The organism is Winogradskyella ursingii, from assembly GCF_013403975.1.
GTDB lineage: Bacteria > Bacteroidota > Bacteroidia > Flavobacteriales > Flavobacteriaceae > Winogradskyella > Winogradskyella ursingii.
On record NZ_JABFDH010000005.1, the window covers coordinates 294,998 to 316,700 of the forward strand.

The following is a 21,703-nucleotide window of genomic DNA, read 5'->3' on the forward strand; positions in this document are numbered from 1 at the left end:
AACGATTTCGTGTTGATAAGTTGTTAGTATTTGTGTTAAAAAATAATGAAGTTAGCATAGGTTTTAAATAGATAACTGTAAAAGGGTCCGATGTTTTTTTTCCAACTTGCCAAATACGCTATTTATATTATTTTTGCTAAGCTTCAAAAAAAGAAAATTTAATCATGAATCAAAAGTTTAGAATTGCCTTGTTTCTGTTATTGGCATTAAACATATCATTCTCTCAGGATAAGGTTGACGTGTTACTTACCGTAAATGATGAGCCCGTAAAAACGTCTGAATTTTTAAGGGTTTACAACAAAAATCTAGATTTGGTTAAAGATGAAAGTCAGAAAGATATCGATGGCTACCTTAAATTGTTTATTGAATATCAACTCAAACTACAAGAAGCAAAACGATTAAAGTTGAATGAGGAGGAGAAATACCAACGTGAGTTTTCTAATTATAAGAAACAGCTAACAAAGAATTACCTGTCAGAAAATAAAGTGACAGATGCACTTGTAGAGGAAGCTTACGAGCGGAGTAAACAAGACATAAATGCTTCTCATATTCTGGTACGCTTGGATGAATCTGCGACCGATACCCTTAATGCATACAATCAAGTTTTGGAGCTTAGGGAAAGAGTGTTAAACGAAGGATTTGACGCGGTCAAGGCTCAAGAGCATAACGGAACTACCATATTTCTTGAGGACTTGGGTTATTTTTCGGCCTTTAAAATGGTTTATGATTTTGAGAATGCGGCTTATAATACACCAGTTGGCGAAATTTCTATGCCATTTAGAACACAATTTGGATACCACGTTGTTAATGTAAAAGATAAACGATCTTCAAGAGGAACCATTACCGCAGCACATATTATGGTTGCGTTACAACAAAAAGATTCAACATTAAATCCTGAGCAACGCATTAATGAAATTTATAAAAAAATAGAGCAAGGTGAAAGTTTTGAAGCCTTAGCCAAACAATTTTCTGATGATAAGAGTTCAGCCAGAAACGGCGGAAAATTGTCACCCTTTAAGAGCGGACAATTAAGCTCGACTATTTTTGAAGATGTAGCCTTTGGTTTAGATGCGGATGGAGACATAAGCAAACCATTTAAGTCCAATTTCGGTTGGCATATTGTTAAAAGAATCGAGCTTGAGCCGATTGCTTCATTTGATGAATTAAAACCTCAATTTGAATCTAGAGTGCAACGTGATTCTCGATCTAAGCTTATAAATAAAGCAATGATAGAGGAATTGAAAACTCGCTATGAAATCTCTTATGATCCAAATGCAAAGGCATATTTTGATTCTATTCTCAATAACAATTTCTTTAAAGGATCATGGGAACTACCAAAGGATTTTGATGAGAGTAAATTTGTCTTTGCCATTAATACTCAACCTTTAACGTATAAAGAATTTGGTAACCATCTTTTGGCCGCTCAACGCCTTTACTTAGGAAAAAACACGCCGCTTTCTGACGTGTTGGAAAAAGAATACAATTCCTTTTTTGAGAAATCTTTATTAAATTATAGGGAGAATAACCTAGAACTTGAAAGCGAAGAATTTGCTGGTATTATTCAAGAATATAGAGATGGTTTATTACTTTTTGACTTAATGGAAAAGGAAGTTTGGAACAAGGCAGCAAAAGATAGTGTAGGTTTACAGAATTATTACCAAGCAAACAAAGGAAATTACAAATGGAAAGAAAGAGTGGATGTTTTAATTGCGTCTTCAGCTGATAAACTGATTGCCAACGATGTTCTCAGTATGATGAATAAGGGTGTATCGAGAGAGGAAATAAATAAAACATTAAATTCAGGAACAAAACAAAATATATTATTTACTGCAGGAATTTATAGTGCAGACGATCCCAAATTTCCTAGCAATTTTGTTGTTCATAAAGGACCAAAATTATATGAATATAATGAAGCCTTTCACGTTATTAACGTTAAAGAAATTGTTCCCGAAAAAATTAAATCCTTGGAAGAAGCCAAAGGAAACGTGATTAATGATTATCAGCAAGAACTTGAGGCCGCTTGGCTTGCTCAACTATATGATCGTTTTGATGTAAAAGTGAACAAAAAGGAACTTAAAAGGATAAAAAAACAAATTAAAAATCAATAGTTGAAATATTCCCTCTACATCATTTTTTTATTGTTGGCAGTAACAAGTTGTGATCTGTTTAGGCCAGCCGATGACCGTAGACCCATAGCAAGGGTTAACGACATATATTTATATGAAGAAGATATTGAAAGTATTGTACCTGAGAATGCTACCGAACAAGATAGTGCGCTACTAGTAAATGCATATATTAATCGATGGGCAAAACAGTTGTTGTTAATGGAAGGAGCAAAAGTTAATCTATCTGAAGAACAACAAAAGGAATTTTCACGCTTGGTATCACAATATAAAACAGATCTATATTCTAGAGCATATATGGATGGATTGGTGAACAAAAACATTGACACATTGGTTGCAGAAAGTGAAGCACAAATATTTTACGAAGCTAATAAAGAATCATTTAAGTTAAATGATAATTTATTGCAATTCAGATACATTAGTTTGCCGCAGAACACCATTCGATTAGATACTATTGAAAAACGGTTTAAAAGATTCGAGCAAAAAGATCAACGCTATCTGGATTCTATTTCGGTTCAATTTAGATCTTATTCACTCAACGATTCAGTATGGATAAAAACGAGTCAGGTTTTAGATAAAATCCCCGTGCTGAATGCTGAAAACAAAGATCAACTGTTAAAAAAATCTAATTTCTTACGGCTCAAAGATTCATTAAACCTATATTTGGTGCAAGTTAAAGATGTGCGTATGCAGAACGATTATGCACCGCTTGAATACGTTAAATCTTCTATTAAACAAATTGTTATTAACAAGAGAAAATTAGAGCTCATTAAGCAACTCGAAAATGATATTACAAAAGATGCTATTGAAAACAATCAGTTTCAAACCTACAATTAGAATTGTTGTATTGTTAGTTGGTTTGGCCAGCTTCAATTTGGGCAATGCCCAAGAAATTATTGATGATTCCAAGCCAGAAATAAAGACCACAGAAAAAAAGGACAGCATAACATCTAAAACCCGGATTAAAGCAGACGGTGTTGCCGCTGTTGTTGGTGATTTTATTGTTTTAGAATCAGATTTAGATCGTGAAATTGCGCAATTGGAAGCACAAGGTGCAGACTTAGAAGGAATTACAAGATGTGAACTTTTTGGGAGTTTGCTAGAAGGTAAGTTGTACGCCCACCAAGCGATCCAAGATAGTGTAATTGTGAATGAATTATACATTCAGTCTCTCGTAGACCAACAAATTGAAGGTATACTAGCACAAACCAAAGGTGATATGCAAGGTTTACTGGAGTTTTATAAAAAAGATTCTGAACAGGCACTTCGTGACGAAATGTATGAAATCAATAAAAATGGTTACTTGGCACAAGAAATGCAGAAAAAAGTGACTGATGAAATTGAAGTAACACCAGAAGAGGTACGTCAGTTTTTTAATGATATTCCTAAAGAGGAACGTCCAAGATTTGGTACCGAACTTAAAGTGGCACAAATTGTTGTTATACCTGAGGTGACTGAAGATGCTAAGAAGGCGGTTATCGAGAAATTAAAAGGTTTCAAAAAAGATGTTGAAGAAAACGGAGCAAGTTTTACCACAAAAGCTTTGTTTTATTCTGAAGATCTAGGTTCTAAAAACAACGGTGGCTTATTGCCAACCATGAACAGAAAACGACCAAGAATGGTAAAAGAATTTAGGGACGTAGCATTTAACTTACAAGAAGGGCAGATTTCAGAACCATTTCAAACAGATTTTGGTTACCATATCATCTATCTCGAAAAAATTAGGGGACAGGAATATTTTGTGAGACACATACTTTTAAGACCTGAAATCACTCAGGAATCTATTGCTGAAGCAAAAGAAGAAATTGACAAAGTCCGCGAAGAAATTGTTGATGGAACTCTAACTTTTGCTGAGGCCGCATTTGAATTCAGTGATGAAAAAGAAACCAAATATGAAGGTGGACAATTGACCAACCCTAAAACACAAGATTTCAATTTTGAACTGACCAAAATGGAACCAGAGCTTTATGCCCAAATTCAAGATTTAAAGGATGGAGAAGTTAGCCCTGTGCTTCAAGATGAAGATCGTGTGAACAGAATTAAATTCAAGATTTTAACCGTTACCGACAGGATAGATGATCATGAAGCAGATTTTGCCCGTGATTATTTAAAAATTAAAGAATTGGCACTTCAGGATAAACAAATCGAAGCCATTGCAAAATGGCAAAAAGAAACCATTGCAGAAACGTATATCAAAATTAATGGTGAGTACAGAAATTGTGAGTTTCAAAGTAATTGGTTAAAAACACAATAATTTATGTCCGACGTTGCTGCGATTGAGAATTTTGTCAAGAAATATGCTACGCTTAAAAAAGAAATAGCAAAAGTAATCATTGGTCAGGACGATGTTGTCAATCAAATTTTAATCTCTATTTTTTCGGGAGGACATTCATTGTTAATTGGTGTTCCGGGACTAGCAAAAACCTTAATGGTTAATACCATCGCACAGGCTTTGGGTCTGGATTTTAAACGTATTCAGTTTACACCAGATTTAATGCCAAGTGATATTTTGGGTAGTGAAATTTTGGATGAAAACCGTCAATTTAAATTTATAAAAGGTCCAATTTTCTCTAACATTATTCTCGCAGACGAAATCAACAGAACACCACCAAAAACGCAAGCAGCTTTGTTAGAAGCAATGCAAGAGCGTTCAGTAACGGTTGCAGGACATCAATACAAACTCAATTTACCTTATTTTGTTTTGGCAACCCAAAACCCAATAGAACAAGAAGGGACTTACCCGTTGCCTGAAGCTCAATTGGATCGTTTTATGTTTGCCATAAATTTAGAATATCCATCATTTAAGGAAGAGGTTGAAGTAGTTAAAACCACTACAACAGACATACAACAAACTGTAAACTCATTATTCACGGCACAAGAGATTATTGATTTTCAAAATGTGATACGTCGAATTCCAGTAGCTGATAATGTAATTGAATACGCAGTTTCACTTGTAGGTAAAACACGGCCCAATGCATCTACTGCAGCAAATTTGGTAAAAGAATTTGTAGATTGGGGAGCAGGACCAAGAGCTTCTCAAAATTTGATTTTAGCAGCAAAAACACATGCTGCAACTACTGGAAAATTCTCGCCAGATATCGAAAATATACAAGCTGTAGCAAAAGGAATTCTTAGACACCGAATTATTAAAAACTACAAAGCGGAAGCGGAAGGTGTTACAGACGAAAAGATAATTGAGAGTTTGTATTAATAATTATGAAAGCAAAGCTAAAAAGATTAATTCCGGCACTAATATTATTCATACTTGGATACGGAATAACAATCGCTGGTGCACTTTTTAAAATTCAACATTGGCCTTATGGTGAAGACCTGCTCTTAATTGGAAGTATATTTGAAATTATTGCCATAATAATTGCTGTAATCGTTCTATTTAAAATTTACACTTCTAAGGATTAATTCCCATCACTTTTTACGGATTTAAAGCCTTCTTTTAGGCTTTCGCCTCTTAGTTCTGGACAATAACCAAAATATGTTTCAAAGTAATCTATTTGTTGTTGATTGACACAAGGCAGCGGTCCGTTTCCGGTGCTATAAAAAAACGTGTCATTATCAGGAGAGTTATATTCAAATCCATTGCAGTTCGCTGTATGAAATACCGTATTCGTTTTGGAGTTACCTTCAGGGTACAACAAATTTTGAAATTTAAAGTTACTCAATTCCATTGCAAATCGGTTGTTAGTGTATGATTCTGCCTTGGATTGAAAAAATAAAAAATAACCTGATGCTAACATCGATGTAATAACAAAACCAAATCCAATTTTTCTTGAAGTAACAATAGATGAAAAAATGAAAGTAGAAAAGAATATGACAAACACAAAATAGAATCTATATTGAGGAGAGTTGAACCAAACAATCATCAATTGAAAAATGCCCAAAACATAAATAATCCACAACGCATTCTTTTCTTTTCTTTTATAAATAAAGAACGGAAACAGTAATAATAAAAGAACAAAAAGTTTATTAAAAAAACCGTGAAGTTTGGGTAGTGTAAGCCAATATTGAATTTTATCAATTAGTGATAGGTGCGAAATGTCAGTATTATAAAAGCCGGCTAATCGTGTGCCACTTTGATAAAAACTTAAGATTTCTTCCGGTAGTTTCCAATCTACAGATGTGATATATAATGCTCCATTTGGAAAAAATAAATAACCGGAAATGACGTAGTTTTTATAAAGATAAATACCCAAAACCATTACACACAATATAGTATATCTTAAAAAATGGAATTTTAAAATTTTGAAATGTTTAATAAATAGTATCATTACCAATAGAACTAATACTAAAACAGTCACTTTTATTAAACAAAGAAAAAGTACTAAGCTCAATAGAATAAAAAAATCATTGTGACTTATGGAATGATAGTGTTTAATAAACAACAAAAAAATATAAGGCGTTAAAAGAAAGATTATGAGATCTGGTGAAGGTGCGTTTACAAACTGAAATAAGAAAACGGAGAACAATAAAATCAAGCCAAAATAATAACTTAGATTATCTGTATTTTGTTTTGATTGATTCAATTTTACAATAGACAAAAATCCAAGGACCATAAATATAAACCCATTTAGATCATTGAAATTATCGCCAAAAAATGAAAAATTTAATCCTGCTTGGAGCGTATGGAACGCAGAATTTTGGCCAAAAAACACGTGTAGGTTGGCCAATCCTTTGACATAGCCATATTCGTTGATCCATTTTATAGTCTGGATATAATAAGATTCATTATCTATTAAATAGGGCCTTGTGCTACTCTGGGCCAAAAGTAACAAGACCAACGTGGCAAAAAGCCATTTGTACTTTACCTTTAGATCTTTATATGTCTTATCTAGACTGAAAATTATAATTCTTAAATCAGTCTTAAACTTAAAAGCCAATAGAATATTAGTAATCAATATTATAACATAAAACTCTAAATTAAGTCTATAAAAGAATGCAACCACACAGCATAGTATCGTATAAGAAAACAGACCCAATAAAATTATGATAATATTGCTCTGTGCTTTGACGCCAAAAAGTTTTGAGAATAAAAGCCCAAAATTTAGACTCGTAAAAAAAACATAAATCAAGCTTAAAAGAATCAGCAACATAGAGGTAGTTTAATAAATCACGTTTCAAATAAGAGTAAAAAAACACTTCATCTTAAGGTTGTAAATTAATCATTCCTAATTTATATGAGTGTATTTTTTTTCTGGTATTTATATTATTTGAGACTTTCTAAAAAAAATCATATTATATTATTGAAAAAATAAGACATGCTTTATTCGCATATTATCAATAAAAATGTCTTTTCGGTAAATAAAATTTACTAAAAAGAGCAAAACGCCAAAGTATTAATTGATATTTTTAAAATCCTTAATAATTTCGTAGCTTCGCAACACTTTTACAACCATTAATTAACACCAAAAAACATACAAAATATATGGCGTTTGATATCGACATGATTAAAGAGGTATATAGTAATATCACAGAGCGTGTAAATGCTGCAAGAGATATTGTTGGTAAACCATTAACACTTTCTGAAAAAATATTATATTCTCATCTTTGGGATGGAACCACGGACAAAGCCTTTATAAGAGGTAAAGATTATGTGGATTTTGCTCCAGATCGTGTTGCATGTCAAGATGCTACAGCTCAGATGGCACTTTTGCAATTTATGCAAGCAGGTAAGCCAAAAGTGGCCGTGCCAACTACCGTACATTGTGATCACTTAATCCAAGCTAAGGAAGGTGCAGCAACCGATTTAAAAAATGCTAATAGCACAAGTAGTGAGGTATTTGATTTTTTGGAATCTGTATCAAATAAATATGGTATTGGGTTTTGGAAACCTGGTGCAGGAATCATACATCAAGTAGTATTAGAAAATTATGCATTTCCAGGAGGAATGATGATTGGTACCGATTCGCACACAGTTAATGCTGGAGGATTAGGAATGGTAGCCATTGGGGTAGGTGGAGCAGATGCGGTAGATGTTATGGCAGGTATGGCTTGGGAGCTTAAATTTCCAAAATTAATTGGTGTAAAATTAACAGGAAAACTTTCTGGATGGACTGCACCTAAGGATGTTATCTTAAAGGTAGCAGAAATTCTTACAGTAAAAGGGGGAACAGGAGCCATTGTGGAGTATTTTGGTCCAGGTGCATTGTCAATGTCTTGTACAGGAAAAGGTACTATTTGTAATATGGGGGCAGAGATTGGAGCAACGACTTCAACATTTGGTTATGATGATTCAATGGAGCGTTATCTGCGCGCAACCGATAGATCTGATGTTGCAGACGAGGCTAATAAAATTAGAGAATACCTTACGGCAGACGATGAAGTCTATGCCAACCCTGAGCAATATTTTGATCAAGTTATTGAAATTAACTTATCGGAGTTGGGACCATTGTTAAATGGGCCTTTCACTCCAGATTTATCAACCGAAGTTGGTAAAGACATGACGGAAAAAGCCAAAAAGAATGATTGGCCAATGCAGGTAGAATGGGGATTGATAGGATCTTGTACCAATTCATCTTACGAAGATTTATCAAGAGCAGCTTCGATTGCTCAACAAGCTTTAGATAAAGGTCTGAAGACCAAAGCAGAGTTTGGAATAAATCCAGGTTCTGAGCAGGTGAGATATACAGCACATCGTGATGGTATCCTTCAAGTGTTTGAAAAATTGGACGCGAAGATATTTACCAACGCTTGTGGTCCATGTATTGGCCAATGGGCAAGATATAACGATCCAAAAAATGCACCTAAAAATAGTATCGTGCATTCGTTTAACAGAAACTTTGCTAAACGTGCAGACGGTAATCCAAATACGCATGCATTTGTTGCCTCACCAGAGATTACGGCAGCAATAGCTATTGCCGGAAGATTGGATTTTAATCCATTGACCGACAAATTGATCAATGAAAATGGAGAAGAAGTAATGTTAGACGAACCAACAGGATGGGAATTGCCACCAAAAGGGTTTGAGGTAAAGGAAAATGGTTATTTAGCTCCAGTGGAAGATGGTAGTGGAGTTGAAATTAAAGTCGACTCTGAATCTGAACGTTTACAATTGTTAGACCCTTTTACTCCATTAGGAGATTCTATAACAGGTGCTAAACTATTAATAAAAGCCTTTGGAAAATGTACTACAGATCACATTTCTATGGCAGGACCATGGTTACGTTTTAGAGGACATTTAGACAACATTGCGAACAATACTTTGATTGGTGCTGTTAATGCGTATAACAAGAAGACAAATTTTGTAAAAAATCAATTAACTGGTGAATTTGCAGGTGTACCAGATACGGCTAGAGCTTATAAGAAAGCTGGAATAAAGTCCGTTGTAGTTGGTGACCACAATTATGGAGAAGGTTCTTCGAGAGAACATGCGGCTATGCAACCTAGACATTTGGGTGTTGCTGCTGTAATCGTAAAATCATTTGCTAGGATTCATGAAACGAACCTTAAAAAACAAGGGATGTTAGGTTTAACATTTGCTAATGAGGCAGATTACGACTTAATTCAAGAAGATGATACTTTTAACTTTACAGATTTAAATGAATTTGCACCAGATAAACAACTGCATGTTGAAGTCGTTCATGCAGATGGCAGTAAAGATCTTATTGCATTGAATCATACCTATAATGCTGCTCAAATTAAGTGGTACAATGAGGGATCTGCTTTAAACTTAATAAAAAAGCAAAACGCATAAGCATTAGATTACTAAAAAAATGAAACCCTTAGTTTACCGCTGAGGGTTTTTTTAATCTTTTTTTGAAAGGAAATGCGAATATTACAGTCTTATTGTTGCACTTCATTACTTTGAAACTATGGCGAGATCAAAACGAAGCATTTTAATGAACATAATAATTTTAGTAATTATTATTTTGTTGATAATTCCTAAAACGCGAGTTGCATTTCAAATTTTCCTTCATAGAGGATGGAGTTATATCAATCAATCTTCACTAATTGCCGAAGAGGAAAGAAAAACTATTGACTATACAGACTGGAAGTTGATTTCCGAAGATGGCAATACTATTAATTTTGAAGATACCTCGGGTGAAGTTGTATTTATTAATTTATGGGCAACATGGTGTCCTCCCTGTATTGCAGAAATGCCAAGTCTTCAATTATTGTACGATGATTATAAAGACAAAGTGAGTTTTTTATTTATAACGAGTGATAATTTTGAAAGAGTACAGAACTTTAAAACCAAAAACGATTACACTTTTGAAACGCATCGCATCATTTCGGGTTCTCAAAAAGAATTTAGAACCAGTTCAATTCCCAGAACATTTGTCATTAATAAAAACGGCGAAATTGTAATTGATGAGTCTGGTGCTATTGATTGGAATAGCTCTAAAATTAGGGCGCAATTAGACGAACTACTGGCTAAATAGTTTTATTTAAAATATTTAAACGGAACAATAAGCATCCCAAAATTTTCTCCTTTGTTCTTTCCTAAATGTTTATGGTGTATTTTATGAGCACGCCTTACGCCTCTCGCATATTTATTATCTATATTACGTAGCCATTTGAAACGTTGATGAATAAAAATGTCATGAACTACAAAATATGCAATGCCGTAAAACAAAATGCCTAGGCCTATAGGTAAAGTGTACCAAACATCTTCGTAATTCCAAAGATAAAAGCATACCATACTTACTACTGCATAGAAAATAAAAAACGCATCGTTTCTCTCAAACCAACTATCGTGGTCTTTTTGATGATGATCTTTGTGTAAATTCCATAGAAAACCATGCATGATGTATTTATGCGTAAACCATGCATTAAACTCCATGATAAAAAATGTACCTAAAAAAATTAGTATCCAAAAAATAGTTTGCATAATAGTTCTTTTATAATGTTATAATAAATTTAATTGATATTTTACGTAGCTTCTCGTTAAGAGTTCTACCTTTTTGTAATTTGGTACTCTAATTCTGGTTGATTTTATTTCGAGAGCTGGTGTTTTCTTTAGTTTTTCTAACAATTTACTATAATAGCGATAAGCCATAAATACACCAAATTTCGCATCAATTGGCAACCTTTTTATTCCTTTTAAGCCCTCTGCAAAATCTGCTTCAATATCATTAATTATAGCTTCTTTAGAAGCTTCATCCAATTGATTTAAATCTGTATTTGGAAAATACGTACGGCTTAAATCTTCAAAATCGGCTTTGAGGTCACGCAGAAAATTAACCTTTTGAAATGCAGAACCCAATCGCATAGCAGAAGCTTTTAAATCGTTATATTTTTCTTCCTCACCCTTAACGAAAACTTTTAAACACATAAGCCCTACAACATCGGCAGAACCGTAAATATAGTCGCGATATTCCTGCTCGGTTAAATAATCTGTTTTATGCAGATCCAACCGCATACTTTTCATAAAGGCATTAACCAAATGTTTGTCTATACTGTATTTATGAAATGTTTCTTGAAATGAATTTAAAATAGGGTTCAGACTTATTTTGTCCGTTAAAGCCAATTCTAAATCATTTTCAAAATGTTTAAAGAGCTTTTCCTTATCATAATCGTGGAAAGTATCTACAATTTCATCAGCAAACCTAACAAAACCATAAATGTTATAAATGTCTTGCCTTATACTGTCCGACAACATTTTGGTCGCCATAGAAAAAGAAGTGCTATAAGCATTGGTTACTGCTTTGCTGCACTCTTTGGAAACGTTGTCAAAAATAGATTTCATAAATTAATATTGTGTTTGTTTTTAGATTCTTATAATCTATTTTCAATTTAATGTTTATCGATCAATTCGGCCACCAATTTCCCTGAAATTAATGACGGTGGTACTCCCGGTCCAGGCACGGTAAGTTGCCCAGTAAAGTAAAGTCCATTTACTTTTTTACTCTTTAGTTTTGGTCTTAAAAAAGCAGTTTGCATTAATGTATTTGCCATACCATATGCATTACCTTTATAAGAATTGTAATCTTCAATAAAATCATTTACACAATAGGATTCTTTAAAAAGTACATGGTCTTTCACATGTTGCTTAGTTCGTTTTTCAAATCTATCGATGATTATATCAAAATATTTATCTCTTAATCCACTAGTATCCTCTAATCCTGGTGCGATGGGAATTAAGAAAAAACCTGTTTCACTTCCCTCCGGAGCCATGCTCTTATCGGTAACAGATGGAAAGTTAACATAAAATAATGGATTTTCAGGCCATTTTGGATCATCGTAAATTTCCTCAGCATGTGCTTCAAAATCAGTGTCAAAAAACAAATTATGATGCTCAACATTCTTAAGTTTTTTATTGAAGCCTACATAAAATAATAATGAAGATGGCGCAAACGTGCGTTTCTCCCAATAGCTTTCACTGTATTGTCTGTGTTCTTTATTTAATAGCGTTTCAGAATGGTGATAATCGGCGCCGCTGAGAATGATGTCAGACATAACCTCTTCTCCATTGACTAAAATAGAATGTGCCTTGCCATCATAAACATTTATTTTCTCAACATTACTTTCTGTATTAATAGAAACACCAAGTGATTCTGCAAGATTTTTCATAGCTTTAATCACTTCGTACATTCCGCCTTTAGGATGCCAAGTGCCAAGACCAAAATCTGCATAATTCATAAAACTATAAAATGAAGGAGTTTGGTTGGGTTTTGCTCCCAGAAAAAGTACTGGAAACTCTAAGGTTGAAATAAGTTTAGGGTTACTGAATTTTTTTCGAACCTCTGAACTTATCGTTTTAAAGAACTGGTCAACTCTTGTAATCGTTTCTTTTGTCACTAATTCAAAAGGGGAAATACCTGGTTTTAAAACTACTTTATTTATAGCTATATCGTAATGCTCTTGTGCTCTTGCTATAAATTGGCGTAAAGGTTGAGAACTTCCTGGCTCTATTCTTTCGAACTCCTCGCAAATTTGGTCCATATGATCACCAATTGTAATGGTGTCGTCTGAAAAGAAAATTTTGTATGCCGGACTTAGTTTGTCTAATTGATAATAATCCGATGTGGATTTACCAAAATCATTAAAAAACTTTTCAAATATATCTGGCATCCAGTACCAGCTTGGACCAATGTCAAAAGTAAAACCATCTTTTGTTATTTGTCTTGCTCTCCCTCCGACGCTGCTGTTTTTTTCAAAAATAGTCACTTTATGGCCTGCTTTGGCCAAATAGCAGGATGCAGATAGCGCAGAAAAACCCGAACCAATTATAGAAATGATTTTGCTCATTAGTAATTAGACTTTATCTATTAAAGATTGTATAGAATTATAGGTTTTTATTTGCTCTGGTAATTTGTCAGTATTTAAAGAGGATAACATCTTGCCTAAAATCCAAAACTCTGATGTATCGTCTTTTAGTAATGTGTTTTCAAATTCTTTAATGTAGTTTTTTATGGAATTTTTATCGGGATTTATAGTAAAATAAGATACAAAGATGATATTATCATAATAGTTATGTAGGTCTGCCAGACTTTTCAATGGAACACTTTGACCTAAAAATATAGATTGATATCCTCTGTAAATCAATTGATGATTTATAAACATGAGACCTAGCTCGTGAATTTCGTTTTCCGGGAGATAGAGCACAAAAGTTTTATTCGATTTATTAATTTTTTTTGCTTGAATAAGCTCTGTGTTTACCAATATTTTTTGCCTAATTAAGGTAGTTATAAAATGCTCATGTGCTGGTGTTATCGTATCCGTTTGCCATAAAAGACCTATCTCGTTTAATAGGGGAATAAATATTTCGTAAAATATTTCACTAAAATTCTTATCCTTTAGTAAGCTTTCGTAAGTATTATAGAACAATATTTGGTCAAAATTCAGCATGGCCAACTTAAGAGAATTGATTGCGTGGTTTTCAATATTATCATCAACTGCAATTTCCCTAACTAACGCAGGTATTTTAGATTCTTCAATGGTTGCTATTTTAGAAATTTTATAACCATTATTGTTAAGATAACTTACGTTGAGCAATTTTTGAAAACTCGGTAAATCGTAATATCTAATGTTTGTTTCTGTACGTTTAGGTTCAAGAAGATTATAGCGTTTTTCCCAAATTCTTATAGTATGTGCTTTAACACCAGTTAAATTTTCGAGATCTTTAATACTAAATCTATTCTTTATATTGTTCATGTTTTGCTAAAAAAGTCTAAACAAAAATAAGGTATTAAGTAAGAAGTTGGTTATAATTAACAAAAATTAAATAAAATTATTTGAAAAGTGGGATTTTGTGATCTCGAAGATTCACCAATTGAAAAATAAAGTGCGCACGAGAAGACTCGAACTTCCACGGACTAATGTCCACCAACCCCTCAAGCTGGCGCGTCTACCAATTCCGCCACGTGCGCAAATATCAATAAGTAAAGATAAAAAAAAAGTTAAGCTTAGGTTGCTTAACTTTTAGTGACCAGTCTGGGGCTCGAACCCAGGACCCTCTCCTTAAAAGGGAGATGCTCTACCAACTGAGCTAACTGGTCAAAATGTGTTTCTCTAACGAGGGTGCAAATATAAAATGTTTAATTAATAAAACAATACTTTTTTTATTTAAATTTTCGTTTTTTTGTTGTGCGGAATTGTATTGTTTTAATTATCAATTTATAAGGCTTATGGTTATTGTTTTAATGGGATATATGGGTTGCGGAAAATCTACAATTGGTAAGCAATTGGCTACAGTTCTCAATTACAGTTTTTTAGATCTGGATGATTACATTTCGAGTAAGGAAAAGATGATAGTACCTTCGATTTTTGAAAAAAAAGGTGAAATTTATTTCAGAAAAATGGAATCTAAGTATTTGGAGCGCATAATCGTAAAAGAAAACAATCTAGTGCTCGCTTTGGGTGGTGGCACTCCTTGTTATGCAAATAATATGGAAGCACTTTTAAAAAATAAAAATGTAAAGACATTTTACCTAAAGCTACCAATAACGACCTTGGCAGAAAGATTGTTTACTGAAAAAGAAAAACGACCTTTAATAAGCCTTATCAAGGACAAAGAAATGCTTTTAGAGTTTATTGGAAAACATTTGTTTGAACGTACCCAATATTATAGTCAGGCCGAATTTAAGATCAATGGGGAAGGTAAGTCTGTAAAAACTATTGTAGAAGAAATTGTAACAACACTAGTCTAAAAAAACCTCGTAAGGTTTTTTAGAAAGACTCACATTGACATGCTCAAATAATGATGTCGATAATGAGATACCCTTAAAATCTGCTTTAACGGGATACTTTTTGTGATTTCTATTGACGAGAACGGCCGTTTTAAATTGTTTTAGCGGGACGTCGAGAAAATGTTTGATCCCATAGATTAAAGTGCTCCCAGAATTTAAAACATCATCTACTAACACTAACGGCTTATTAGAATAATCCTCTTTTAGTAAAGACGTTTTTATGGGTTTGGTTGGTTCCTTTTTATCGATGGTCACTTTGCAAAGTGTGGAGGCAATTGGAGATATTTTATCCAATTGTTGCTTTATTTTTTTAGCCAATAAGTAACCGTTGCTTTCAATACCAGCTATGATCAACTCCTTCTCATTAACATTGCTTTCGTAGATTTGATATGCAATCCTTCTTATTCGGTGCTCAATCTCTTTATGACTTAATATGGTATTTTTGGTTAATGCCATCACATCTTTTTTTCAAAGATAAAAAACAGTTCTTTATTGATTCTTACTTTTATTGAATTATATGCCGTTTCCAAAACTTTAATTTCAAACTGTTCTTTAAACAGATTTACATATTCTTTTTTTGAGCCACCAAAAGGCGGCCCAGATTCTGTCAGTTCAAACTGAAACAGAAGTCCAGCGAGCTTTCCTTGTAGGTTTAGCAACTGATGCATTTTATCTACGTATCTTTCTCTTAAACTTGGTTGCAATGCGCAGAAAAATGTCTGTTCCAAAATCAAATCAAATTTATCTTCAAAGGCAAAGAAATCTGCATTAACTAATTGTTTTTTCGGAAAATTTGGAACTCTGTTGCTCAGGTTATTTAGTGGTGCTTCAGCAATATCCAAAACATACACATTTTTAAAACCTTGATTCCATAAATATTCAGCTTCGTAGGCATTTCCAGCACCAGGTATTAAAATTTTAAGTTCTTTATTTTTTAATTGGTCAATGTATGTTTTTAGTGGTGTGGATATGCTTCCTACATTCCATGCTGTTTCCTTTTCTATATACCTATTCTGCCAATAGTTTTTATCGAATTTATTCATCCTCGTAAAAATCATCTATATCTCTTCGGTCTTTTTTGGTAGGTCTGCCAGTACCTTTTTTACGATAGTAATCCTTGCTGTATTTTAATAATTCTTTGGTTTCAAAAGCCTCTTTTGGGGTAGTGTCTGTACGGTAAATATCGACAAGTTTTGCACCAACTCTACTTGGTGGAATATCGTTAACTGTCAATTGATACATAATTTGGTCTTTACGTAATTCTATCTTATCGGTTGCATAAACCTCTCTTGATGGTTTTACTACATTTCCATTCACTTTCACGCGACCTTTTTTACAGGCCTGAGTAGCTATGTTACGGGTTTTGTAATAACGAACACACCATAAAAATTTGTCAACTCGCATATATTTTTTACTAAAAAGTACGTTAATGTTATAGTGCAAAAATATTATATTATTGTATCTTGCACGTTATAAAAAAGCAATAATAAACCTTGTAAAGATTCTGTGGTTGGGTCTTACAAGAAATTACAAAAATTTATGAATAGTAGAATATTAAGAGGAGGCATTTCATTTTTATTTGTCTGCGCATTTCTTCTCGGTTGTAACGATGATGATGGTGGTTTAGTGCAAATTGAAGAAAGAGATAGAGCTGAGCAGCAGATGGAAGACAGTTTGGTTTTAGAAACCTATTTGTCCACTCATTATTATAATTCTGAATTTTTTACAACTGGTTCAGATCACAGTTATTCAGATATTGTAATTGGAGAATTGGCTGAAGGTGAAACTGTTGCTCCAGATGGAAATACACTTTTGATTGACGCAGTCGAAACCTTAACGACAGAATTTCAAGAAGCAGATTATACTTACTATATATTGAGGCTTAACCAAGGTGGTGGTGATTCGCCACGATTTACAGATGCTGTAAGATTTAGGTTTGAAGGTAGTGTGGTTGATACAGAAGAAGTTTTTCAATCAATTGTAACACCAAGTGATTTAAGTCTTCAGACAGATGGTATCACAGGTGGAGCTATTAGAGCGTGGCAATTGGTTATGCCAACTTTTAATACGGCAGAGAGTTTTATGAATAATGGTAGTGGGATTATCAATTATAGCAATTATGGCTTAGGGGTTATGTTTATACCTTCAGGTTTGGGCTATTTTTCAGGATCTGTAGCTGGAATTCCGTCATATTCAAATTTAATATTTAAGTTTGAGTTATTACAATATGAAGAAGTTGATCACGATGGAGATGGAGTACCATCTTATTTAGAAAATAGAGACAGTATTGGTACAGGAGTAAATGATTTTGATGTCACAGATGATGATACCGATGGTGATGACATTCCAGATTTTATAGATAGAGATGATGATGGAGATGGCGTCAATACTATTTTTGAGGACCTAAATAACGACGGCGATCCAACAAACGATGACAGTGATAATGATGGTATTCCTAATTATCTAGATGAAGATTCTACAGAATCTAATCAACCTGATAATTAAAATTAAAACCTTATAAAAATAAAAAAGCCGCTTTGAGCGGCTTTTTCTATATCTGAAATTAAAAAACTCTATAGTGCGATAGAAAGACTTAAAATAAGTTGATCAGGTCTCGTGTCAATTCTACTAACTGTATCTGGTCCGAAATTATTATTTATAAAAGTTGCTTCGTTATCATTAAAACCTCTTTCATATCTCAAGTCGATACCGATTTTATTAAAATTAAGGCCAATTCCAAAGTTTAAACCTACAGAAAAATCTTCTTCTACATTGTCAACATCAATACCTTCAAATTCAGTATCAAGAATATATTGTAAAGATGGTCCTCCAAAAACACTAATTGGTCCTAAAACTTTTAGCCCAACAAGGAGTGGTGCATCAAGCTTTTTTACATTAAATTCATCATTTTCATAATCACTCTTAGTTGCAGTGTAAATTAACTCTGGTCTAAAATAGAGTTTGTTGCCAAGCTTGCCAAAAACACCAACATGATAGCCAATGTTTCTATCGGGATTTTTGGCATTTTCCCCAATGGATTCAAAATAGTCACCATTGGCACTGTAGTTTAAACCACCTTTAATACCAAAAGCACTTCCGTTTTGGGCCTGTAACAAAAAAGCTGAGCCTATACAGAATAGACTCAGACAAATCATTTTTTTTAAATGTATCATAATGTTCGTTTTTAAGATTAGGTATCTAATATCAAAAACGTTGCCAAGATGAAGTTATTTTCTTTTCAGTACTTTTTTTACGGCTTTTTGGATGGCTTCACTATTCAAACCATATTTATCCATAAGTTGTGCTGGTGTGCCAGATTCCCCAAAAGTATCTTGAGTAGCAACAAACTCTTGAGGTGTTGGATTGTTTTCTGCTAAAACTCGAGCTACGCTTTCTCCAAGACCTCCAAGGTAGTTATGCTCTTCTGCTGTAACAATGCATTTTGTTTTTGAAACAGAATCTAGAATCGCCTTGTCATCCAATGGCTTAATCGTATGGATGTTAATTACTTCAGCAGAAATACCAGCTTCGTTTAAATCCTTTGCTGCCTCCAATGCTTCCCAGACTAAATGACCTGTGGCAACGATAGTGACATCGTTTCCTTCTGTAAGTTTAACCGCTTTTCCAATTTTGAATTCACCGTTTTCAGGTGTGAAATTAGCTACTTTTGGTCGTCCAAATCTTAAATAAACAGGACCGTCGTGCTCTGCAATTGCTAAGGTAGCTGCTTTGGTTTGGTTGTAATCGCAAGTATTAATTACTGTCATGCCAGGTAACATTTTCATTAAGCCGATATCCTCTAAAATTTGGTGAGTAGCACCATCTTCTCCTAAGGTAACACCAGCATGCGAAGCACAAATTTTTACATTTTTACCAGAATAAGCAACACTTTGACGAATTTGATCATAAACACGACCAGTTGAGAAATTAGCGAAAGTTCCTGTAAATGGAATTTTGCCGCCAATTGTCATTCCTGCTGCCATACCAATCATATTTGCTTCGGCAATTCCAACTTGGAAAAATCGTTCTGGATGATTGGCTTTAAATTCGTCCATTTTTAATGAGCCAGTTAAATCCGCACAAAGTGCCACGACATTTTCATTGGTTTTGCCAAGTTCTGTTAAGCCGGCTCCAAAACCTGATCTTGTATCTTTATTTCCTGTGTTTGTGTATGTTTTCATAGTAGTGCCCATGTTAGTGGGTATCTGTTTAATTAGACTTTCTTAGTAATCTCCTAAAGTTTCAGGGTTTTGAGATAAACCAACTTCAAGTTGCTCATCATTTGGTGCTTTACCGTGCCAAGCATGAGTGTGCATCATAAAGTCCACACCGTTACCCATAATTGTTTGTAATAACACACAAACGGGCTTGCCCTTTCCTGCTAAGGATTTTGCTTCTGCCATACCATTGAATATAGCTTCGAGATCATTGCCATTTTCAATCTCTACCACTGCCCAGCCAAAAGCTTCAAATTTAGCTCTGAGATCACCCAGAGGTAATACGTTATGTGTTGCGCCATCGATTTGTTGACCGTTAACATCTATGGTAGAAATAAGATTGTCAATCTTGTTACCTGCAGCATACATAATGGCTTCCCAGTTTTGTCCTTCTTGTAATTCGCCATCACCATGTAAGCTATAGATAAAATGCTTGTCTTTATTCAGTTTTTTTGTTTCTGCAGCACCTATTGCTACAGACATTCCTTGTCCAAGTGAGCCAGAAGCTACACGAATACCAGGCAATCCTTCATGTGTTGTTGGATGACCCTGTAAACGAGAATCTATAAGACGAAACGTATTTAATTCATCAACAGGAAAATATCCCGATCGAGCTAAAACGCTATAGAATACAGGAGATATATGACCGTTAGAAAGGAAGAATAAATCTTCATCATGACCGTCCATTTGGAAGTCATCCTTTCTTTCCATTATGTCTTGATACAATGCAACGAAAAATTCGGCACAACCAAGAGAACCTCCAGGATGTCCCGAGTTTACCTTATGCACCATTCGTAAAATATCCCTACGAACTTGGGTGGTTAAATCTTTTAATTCTTTAATGTTTGGCATGATTTATTACTTAGGTTTATGGGGCAAAAATAACTTTTTAAATAGCGGATACAAAGGTAGCAATGCATCACTTATTAACGATTTCGAGGATTTGCTAACAATTTTTATTTTAATTAAGAACGAATGACAATGAGTTAATTATATTTGCCGACAGACAGACTTTTAATGGATTTTAAACAAGTAGCAAACGATACGCAAAGCAAAGCTAGGGCAGGAACTATAACCACGGACCATGGTATTATTGAGACACCAATATTTATGCCTGTGGGTACAGTTGCTTCCGTAAAAGGAGTGCATCAGAGAGAGTTAAAAGAGGATATTAATCCAGATATTATTCTAGGTAATACCTATCATTTATATTTAAGGCCACAGACACCTATCTTAGAGCAGGCTGGTGGTTTACATAAATTTATGAATTGGGATAGAAACATCTTAACCGATTCTGGAGGTTATCAAGTCTATTCTCTTTCGGCAAATAGAAAAATAAAGGAAGAAGGAGTAAAATTTAAATCTCACATAGATGGGAGCTATCACGTCTTTACACCTGAAAATGTTATGGAAGTGCAAAGAAGTATTGGCGCTGATATAATCATGGCCTTTGACGAATGCACACCTTACCCATGTGATTATAATTATGCCAAACGTTCCATGCATATGACGCACCGTTGGTTGGAGCGTTGCCTAACTCATTTAAAAAAGACACCTTTTAAATATGATTATGAGCAAACATTCTTTCCAATAGTACAAGGGAGTACTTATAAAGATTTAAGACAACAATCTGCCGAATATATTGCTAACGCAGGAGCAAAAGGTAATGCAATTGGCGGACTATCAGTTGGTGAGCCAGCAGACGAAATGTACGCAATGACTGAGGTGGTTTGCGATATTTTGCCCGAAGACAAGCCGAGATACCTTATGGGAGTGGGTACACCAATCAATATATTAGAGAATATTGCGTTAGGTGTAGATATGTTTGATTGTGTCATGCCCACACGAAATGCCAGAAACGGTATGTTGTTTACGGCTCATGGAACTATAAACATTAAAAATTTAAAATGGGCGGATGATTTCTCACCTGTAGACGAAATGGGAATCACATTTGTAGATACCGAGTATAGTAAAGCCTATTTGAGACATTTGTTCACTGTAAACGAACTTTTAGGGAAACAGATTGCAACCATACACAATCTTGGTTTTTATCTGTGGTTGGTGAGAGAAGCAAGAAAGCACATCATTGCGGGAGATTTTAGAAGCTGGAAAGAAAAGATGGTGAAGCAAATGGATAAAAGATTATAATTGGAATTGGATAATGATGATTTGAGAATATCGTAAATTCAAAAATCGTTTTATTCTGAAATCAATTTTCAAC

General features: G+C 34.1%; 21 protein-coding genes and 2 tRNA genes. 10 read left to right on the forward strand and 13 right to left on the reverse strand.

The genetic code is table 11. The annotated features are described in order from the left end of the window. Window positions 1–164 precede the first annotated feature (164 nt). From HM983_RS14140 to HM983_RS14160, 5 genes are read left to right on the forward strand one after another with little or no spacing between them, the layout of a single operon-like run. Window positions 165–2,108, forward strand: a complete 1,944-nt coding sequence (locus HM983_RS14140; protein ID WP_179346381.1) for a peptidylprolyl isomerase — start codon at window positions 165–167, stop codon at window positions 2,106–2,108. Continuing rightward, on the forward strand, window positions 2,109–2,960 hold the full coding sequence (locus HM983_RS14145; RefSeq protein WP_246277524.1) for a peptidyl-prolyl cis-trans isomerase: 852 nt from the start codon (window positions 2,109–2,111) through the stop codon (window positions 2,958–2,960). Continuing rightward, entirely contained in the window at window positions 2,908–4,377 is a 1,470-nt protein-coding gene (locus HM983_RS14150; RefSeq protein WP_179346382.1) for a peptidylprolyl isomerase, read from the forward strand. The genes HM983_RS14145 and HM983_RS14150 overlap by 53 nt, the downstream gene beginning before the upstream one ends. 3 nt (window positions 4,378–4,380) lie before the next feature. Next, the gene (locus HM983_RS14155) at window positions 4,381–5,334 is read left to right on the forward strand and encodes an AAA family ATPase (RefSeq protein WP_179346383.1); all 954 of its coding nucleotides are present in this window, start codon (window positions 4,381–4,383) and stop codon (window positions 5,332–5,334) included. Window positions 5,335–5,339: 5 nt separating this feature from the next. Next, window positions 5,340–5,540 carry a GldL-related protein gene (locus HM983_RS14160; RefSeq protein WP_179346384.1) on the forward strand — a complete coding sequence of 67 codons (201 nt, stop codon included), beginning with the start codon at window positions 5,340–5,342 and terminating at the stop codon, window positions 5,538–5,540. Here HM983_RS14160 and HM983_RS14165 read toward each other — a convergent pair. Beyond that, window positions 5,537–7,228 (reverse strand): LIC_10190 family membrane protein, encoded by a 1,692-nt coding sequence (locus HM983_RS14165; RefSeq protein ID WP_179346385.1) that lies wholly within the window; start codon window positions 7,226–7,228, stop codon window positions 5,537–5,539. The two genes, HM983_RS14160 and HM983_RS14165, sit on opposite strands and share 4 nt — an antisense overlap. 332 nt (window positions 7,229–7,560) lie before the next feature. Between HM983_RS14165 and HM983_RS14170 the strand changes: the two genes are divergently transcribed. Then, window positions 7,561–9,828, forward strand: coding sequence for an aconitate hydratase (locus HM983_RS14170; protein ID WP_179346386.1), 2,268 nt, complete (start codon window positions 7,561–7,563; stop codon window positions 9,826–9,828). A 145-nt stretch (window positions 9,829–9,973) separates the two neighbouring features. Continuing rightward, the gene (locus HM983_RS14175; protein ID WP_179346387.1) at window positions 9,974–10,516 is read left to right on the forward strand and encodes a TlpA family protein disulfide reductase; all 543 of its coding nucleotides are present in this window, start codon (window positions 9,974–9,976) and stop codon (window positions 10,514–10,516) included. A gap of 2 nt (window positions 10,517–10,518) precedes the next feature. Here HM983_RS14175 and HM983_RS14180 read toward each other — a convergent pair whose 3' ends face one another. The 6 genes from HM983_RS14180 to HM983_RS14205 all read right to left on the reverse strand — a co-directional run bounded on the left by HM983_RS14180 (window position 10,519) and on the right by HM983_RS14205 (window position 14,575). Further along, window positions 10,519–10,965, reverse strand: a complete 447-nt coding sequence (locus HM983_RS14180) for a sterol desaturase family protein (protein WP_179346388.1) — start codon at window positions 10,963–10,965, stop codon at window positions 10,519–10,521. Window positions 10,966–10,983: 18 nt separating this feature from the next. Next, window positions 10,984–11,823, reverse strand: coding sequence for a phytoene/squalene synthase family protein (locus HM983_RS14185; protein WP_179346389.1), 840 nt, complete (start codon window positions 11,821–11,823; stop codon window positions 10,984–10,986). A 47-nt stretch (window positions 11,824–11,870) separates the two neighbouring features. Further along, a complete protein-coding gene (locus HM983_RS14190) occupies window positions 11,871–13,325 on the reverse strand; it encodes a phytoene desaturase family protein (protein ID WP_179346390.1) in 1,455 nt (484 codons plus the stop codon). Window positions 13,326–13,331: 6 nt separating this feature from the next. Then, window positions 13,332–14,231: a MerR family transcriptional regulator gene (locus HM983_RS14195; RefSeq protein WP_179346391.1), complete on the reverse strand. Its 900-nt coding sequence runs from the start codon at window positions 14,229–14,231 to the stop codon at window positions 13,332–13,334. A 131-nt stretch (window positions 14,232–14,362) separates the two neighbouring features. After that, window positions 14,363–14,446 (reverse strand) — tRNA-Leu (locus HM983_RS14200). 56 nt (window positions 14,447–14,502) lie between these two features. Then, window positions 14,503–14,575: transfer RNA gene (locus tag HM983_RS14205), tRNA-Lys, on the reverse strand. A gap of 129 nt (window positions 14,576–14,704) precedes the next feature. Between HM983_RS14205 and HM983_RS14210 the strand changes: the two genes are divergently transcribed. Continuing rightward, window positions 14,705–15,226 carry a shikimate kinase gene (locus HM983_RS14210; protein ID WP_179346392.1) on the forward strand — a complete coding sequence of 174 codons (522 nt, stop codon included), beginning with the start codon at window positions 14,705–14,707 and terminating at the stop codon, window positions 15,224–15,226. Here HM983_RS14210 and HM983_RS14215 read toward each other — a convergent pair. Genes HM983_RS14215 through HM983_RS14225 form a run of 3 tightly spaced genes read right to left on the reverse strand, consistent with a single transcriptional unit; the run spans window position 15,218 to window position 16,669 of the window. Further along, window positions 15,218–15,721 (reverse strand): phosphoribosyltransferase family protein, encoded by a 504-nt coding sequence (locus HM983_RS14215; RefSeq protein WP_179346393.1) that lies wholly within the window; start codon window positions 15,719–15,721, stop codon window positions 15,218–15,220. The two genes, HM983_RS14210 and HM983_RS14215, sit on opposite strands and share 9 nt — an antisense overlap. Further along, window positions 15,721–16,308: a methyltransferase domain-containing protein gene (locus HM983_RS14220; protein ID WP_179346394.1), complete on the reverse strand. Its 588-nt coding sequence runs from the start codon at window positions 16,306–16,308 to the stop codon at window positions 15,721–15,723. Before HM983_RS14220 ends, HM983_RS14215 begins: the two co-directional genes overlap by 1 nt. Next, window positions 16,301–16,669, reverse strand: a complete 369-nt coding sequence (locus tag HM983_RS14225; protein ID WP_179346395.1) for an RNA-binding S4 domain-containing protein — start codon at window positions 16,667–16,669, stop codon at window positions 16,301–16,303. Before HM983_RS14225 ends, HM983_RS14220 begins: the two co-directional genes overlap by 8 nt. Before the next feature lie 135 nt (window positions 16,670–16,804). Between HM983_RS14225 and HM983_RS14230 the strand changes: the two genes are divergently transcribed. Beyond that, on the forward strand, window positions 16,805–17,770 hold the full coding sequence (locus tag HM983_RS14230; RefSeq protein ID WP_179346396.1) for an FKBP-type peptidyl-prolyl cis-trans isomerase: 966 nt from the start codon (window positions 16,805–16,807) through the stop codon (window positions 17,768–17,770). A 68-nt stretch (window positions 17,771–17,838) separates the two neighbouring features. On the opposite strand, the gene HM983_RS14235 is transcribed toward HM983_RS14230, so the two are convergent. From HM983_RS14235 to HM983_RS14245, 3 genes are all read right to left on the reverse strand, one after another. Next, entirely contained in the window at window positions 17,839–18,420 is a 582-nt protein-coding gene (locus HM983_RS14235; protein WP_449658183.1) for a porin family protein, read from the reverse strand. 72 nt (window positions 18,421–18,492) lie between these two features. Further along, on the reverse strand, window positions 18,493–19,446 hold the full coding sequence (locus HM983_RS14240; RefSeq protein ID WP_179346398.1) for a transketolase family protein: 954 nt from the start codon (window positions 19,444–19,446) through the stop codon (window positions 18,493–18,495). Between the two features lie 42 nt (window positions 19,447–19,488). Continuing rightward, window positions 19,489–20,334: a transketolase gene (locus HM983_RS14245; protein WP_179346399.1), complete on the reverse strand. Its 846-nt coding sequence runs from the start codon at window positions 20,332–20,334 to the stop codon at window positions 19,489–19,491. 165 nt (window positions 20,335–20,499) lie between these two features. Between HM983_RS14245 and tgt the strand changes: the two genes are divergently transcribed. Next, window positions 20,500–21,630 carry a tRNA guanosine(34) transglycosylase Tgt gene (tgt, locus tag HM983_RS14250; protein ID WP_179346400.1) on the forward strand — a complete coding sequence of 377 codons (1,131 nt, stop codon included), beginning with the start codon at window positions 20,500–20,502 and terminating at the stop codon, window positions 21,628–21,630. The last annotated feature ends 73 nt before the right edge of the window (window positions 21,631–21,703 follow it).

Coding starts and splice junctions, on each gene's coding strand:
- HM983_RS14140 (WP_179346381.1), top strand. CDS start 165: ATGAATCAAAAGTTTAGAATTGCCTTGTTTCTGTTATTGGCATTAAAC.
- HM983_RS14150 (WP_179346382.1), top strand. CDS start 2,908: ATGATATTACAAAAGATGCTATTGAAAACAATCAGTTTCAAACCTACA.
- HM983_RS14155 (WP_179346383.1), top strand. CDS start 4,381: ATGTCCGACGTTGCTGCGATTGAGAATTTTGTCAAGAAATATGCTACG.
- HM983_RS14160 (WP_179346384.1), top strand. CDS start 5,340: ATGAAAGCAAAGCTAAAAAGATTAATTCCGGCACTAATATTATTCATA.
- HM983_RS14165 (WP_179346385.1), bottom strand. CDS start 7,228: ATGTTGCTGATTCTTTTAAGCTTGATTTATGTTTTTTTTACGAGTCTA.
- HM983_RS14170 (WP_179346386.1), top strand. CDS start 7,561: ATGGCGTTTGATATCGACATGATTAAAGAGGTATATAGTAATATCACA.
- HM983_RS14175 (WP_179346387.1), top strand. CDS start 9,974: ATGAACATAATAATTTTAGTAATTATTATTTTGTTGATAATTCCTAAA.
- HM983_RS14180 (WP_179346388.1), bottom strand. CDS start 10,965: ATGCAAACTATTTTTTGGATACTAATTTTTTTAGGTACATTTTTTATC.
- HM983_RS14185 (WP_179346389.1), bottom strand. CDS start 11,823: ATGAAATCTATTTTTGACAACGTTTCCAAAGAGTGCAGCAAAGCAGTA.
- HM983_RS14190 (WP_179346390.1), bottom strand. CDS start 13,325: ATGAGCAAAATCATTTCTATAATTGGTTCGGGTTTTTCTGCGCTATCT.
- HM983_RS14195 (WP_179346391.1), bottom strand. CDS start 14,231: ATGAACAATATAAAGAATAGATTTAGTATTAAAGATCTCGAAAATTTA.
- HM983_RS14210 (WP_179346392.1), top strand. CDS start 14,705: ATGGTTATTGTTTTAATGGGATATATGGGTTGCGGAAAATCTACAATT.
- HM983_RS14215 (WP_179346393.1), bottom strand. CDS start 15,721: ATGGCATTAACCAAAAATACCATATTAAGTCATAAAGAGATTGAGCAC.
- HM983_RS14220 (WP_179346394.1), bottom strand. CDS start 16,308: ATGAATAAATTCGATAAAAACTATTGGCAGAATAGGTATATAGAAAAG.
- HM983_RS14225 (WP_179346395.1), bottom strand. CDS start 16,669: ATGCGAGTTGACAAATTTTTATGGTGTGTTCGTTATTACAAAACCCGT.
- HM983_RS14230 (WP_179346396.1), top strand. CDS start 16,805: ATGAATAGTAGAATATTAAGAGGAGGCATTTCATTTTTATTTGTCTGC.
- HM983_RS14235 (WP_449658183.1), bottom strand. CDS start 18,420: ATGATTTGTCTGAGTCTATTCTGTATAGGCTCAGCTTTTTTGTTACAG.
- HM983_RS14240 (WP_179346398.1), bottom strand. CDS start 19,446: ATGAAAACATACACAAACACAGGAAATAAAGATACAAGATCAGGTTTT.
- HM983_RS14245 (WP_179346399.1), bottom strand. CDS start 20,334: ATGCCAAACATTAAAGAATTAAAAGATTTAACCACCCAAGTTCGTAGG.
- tgt (WP_179346400.1), top strand. CDS start 20,500: ATGGATTTTAAACAAGTAGCAAACGATACGCAAAGCAAAGCTAGGGCA.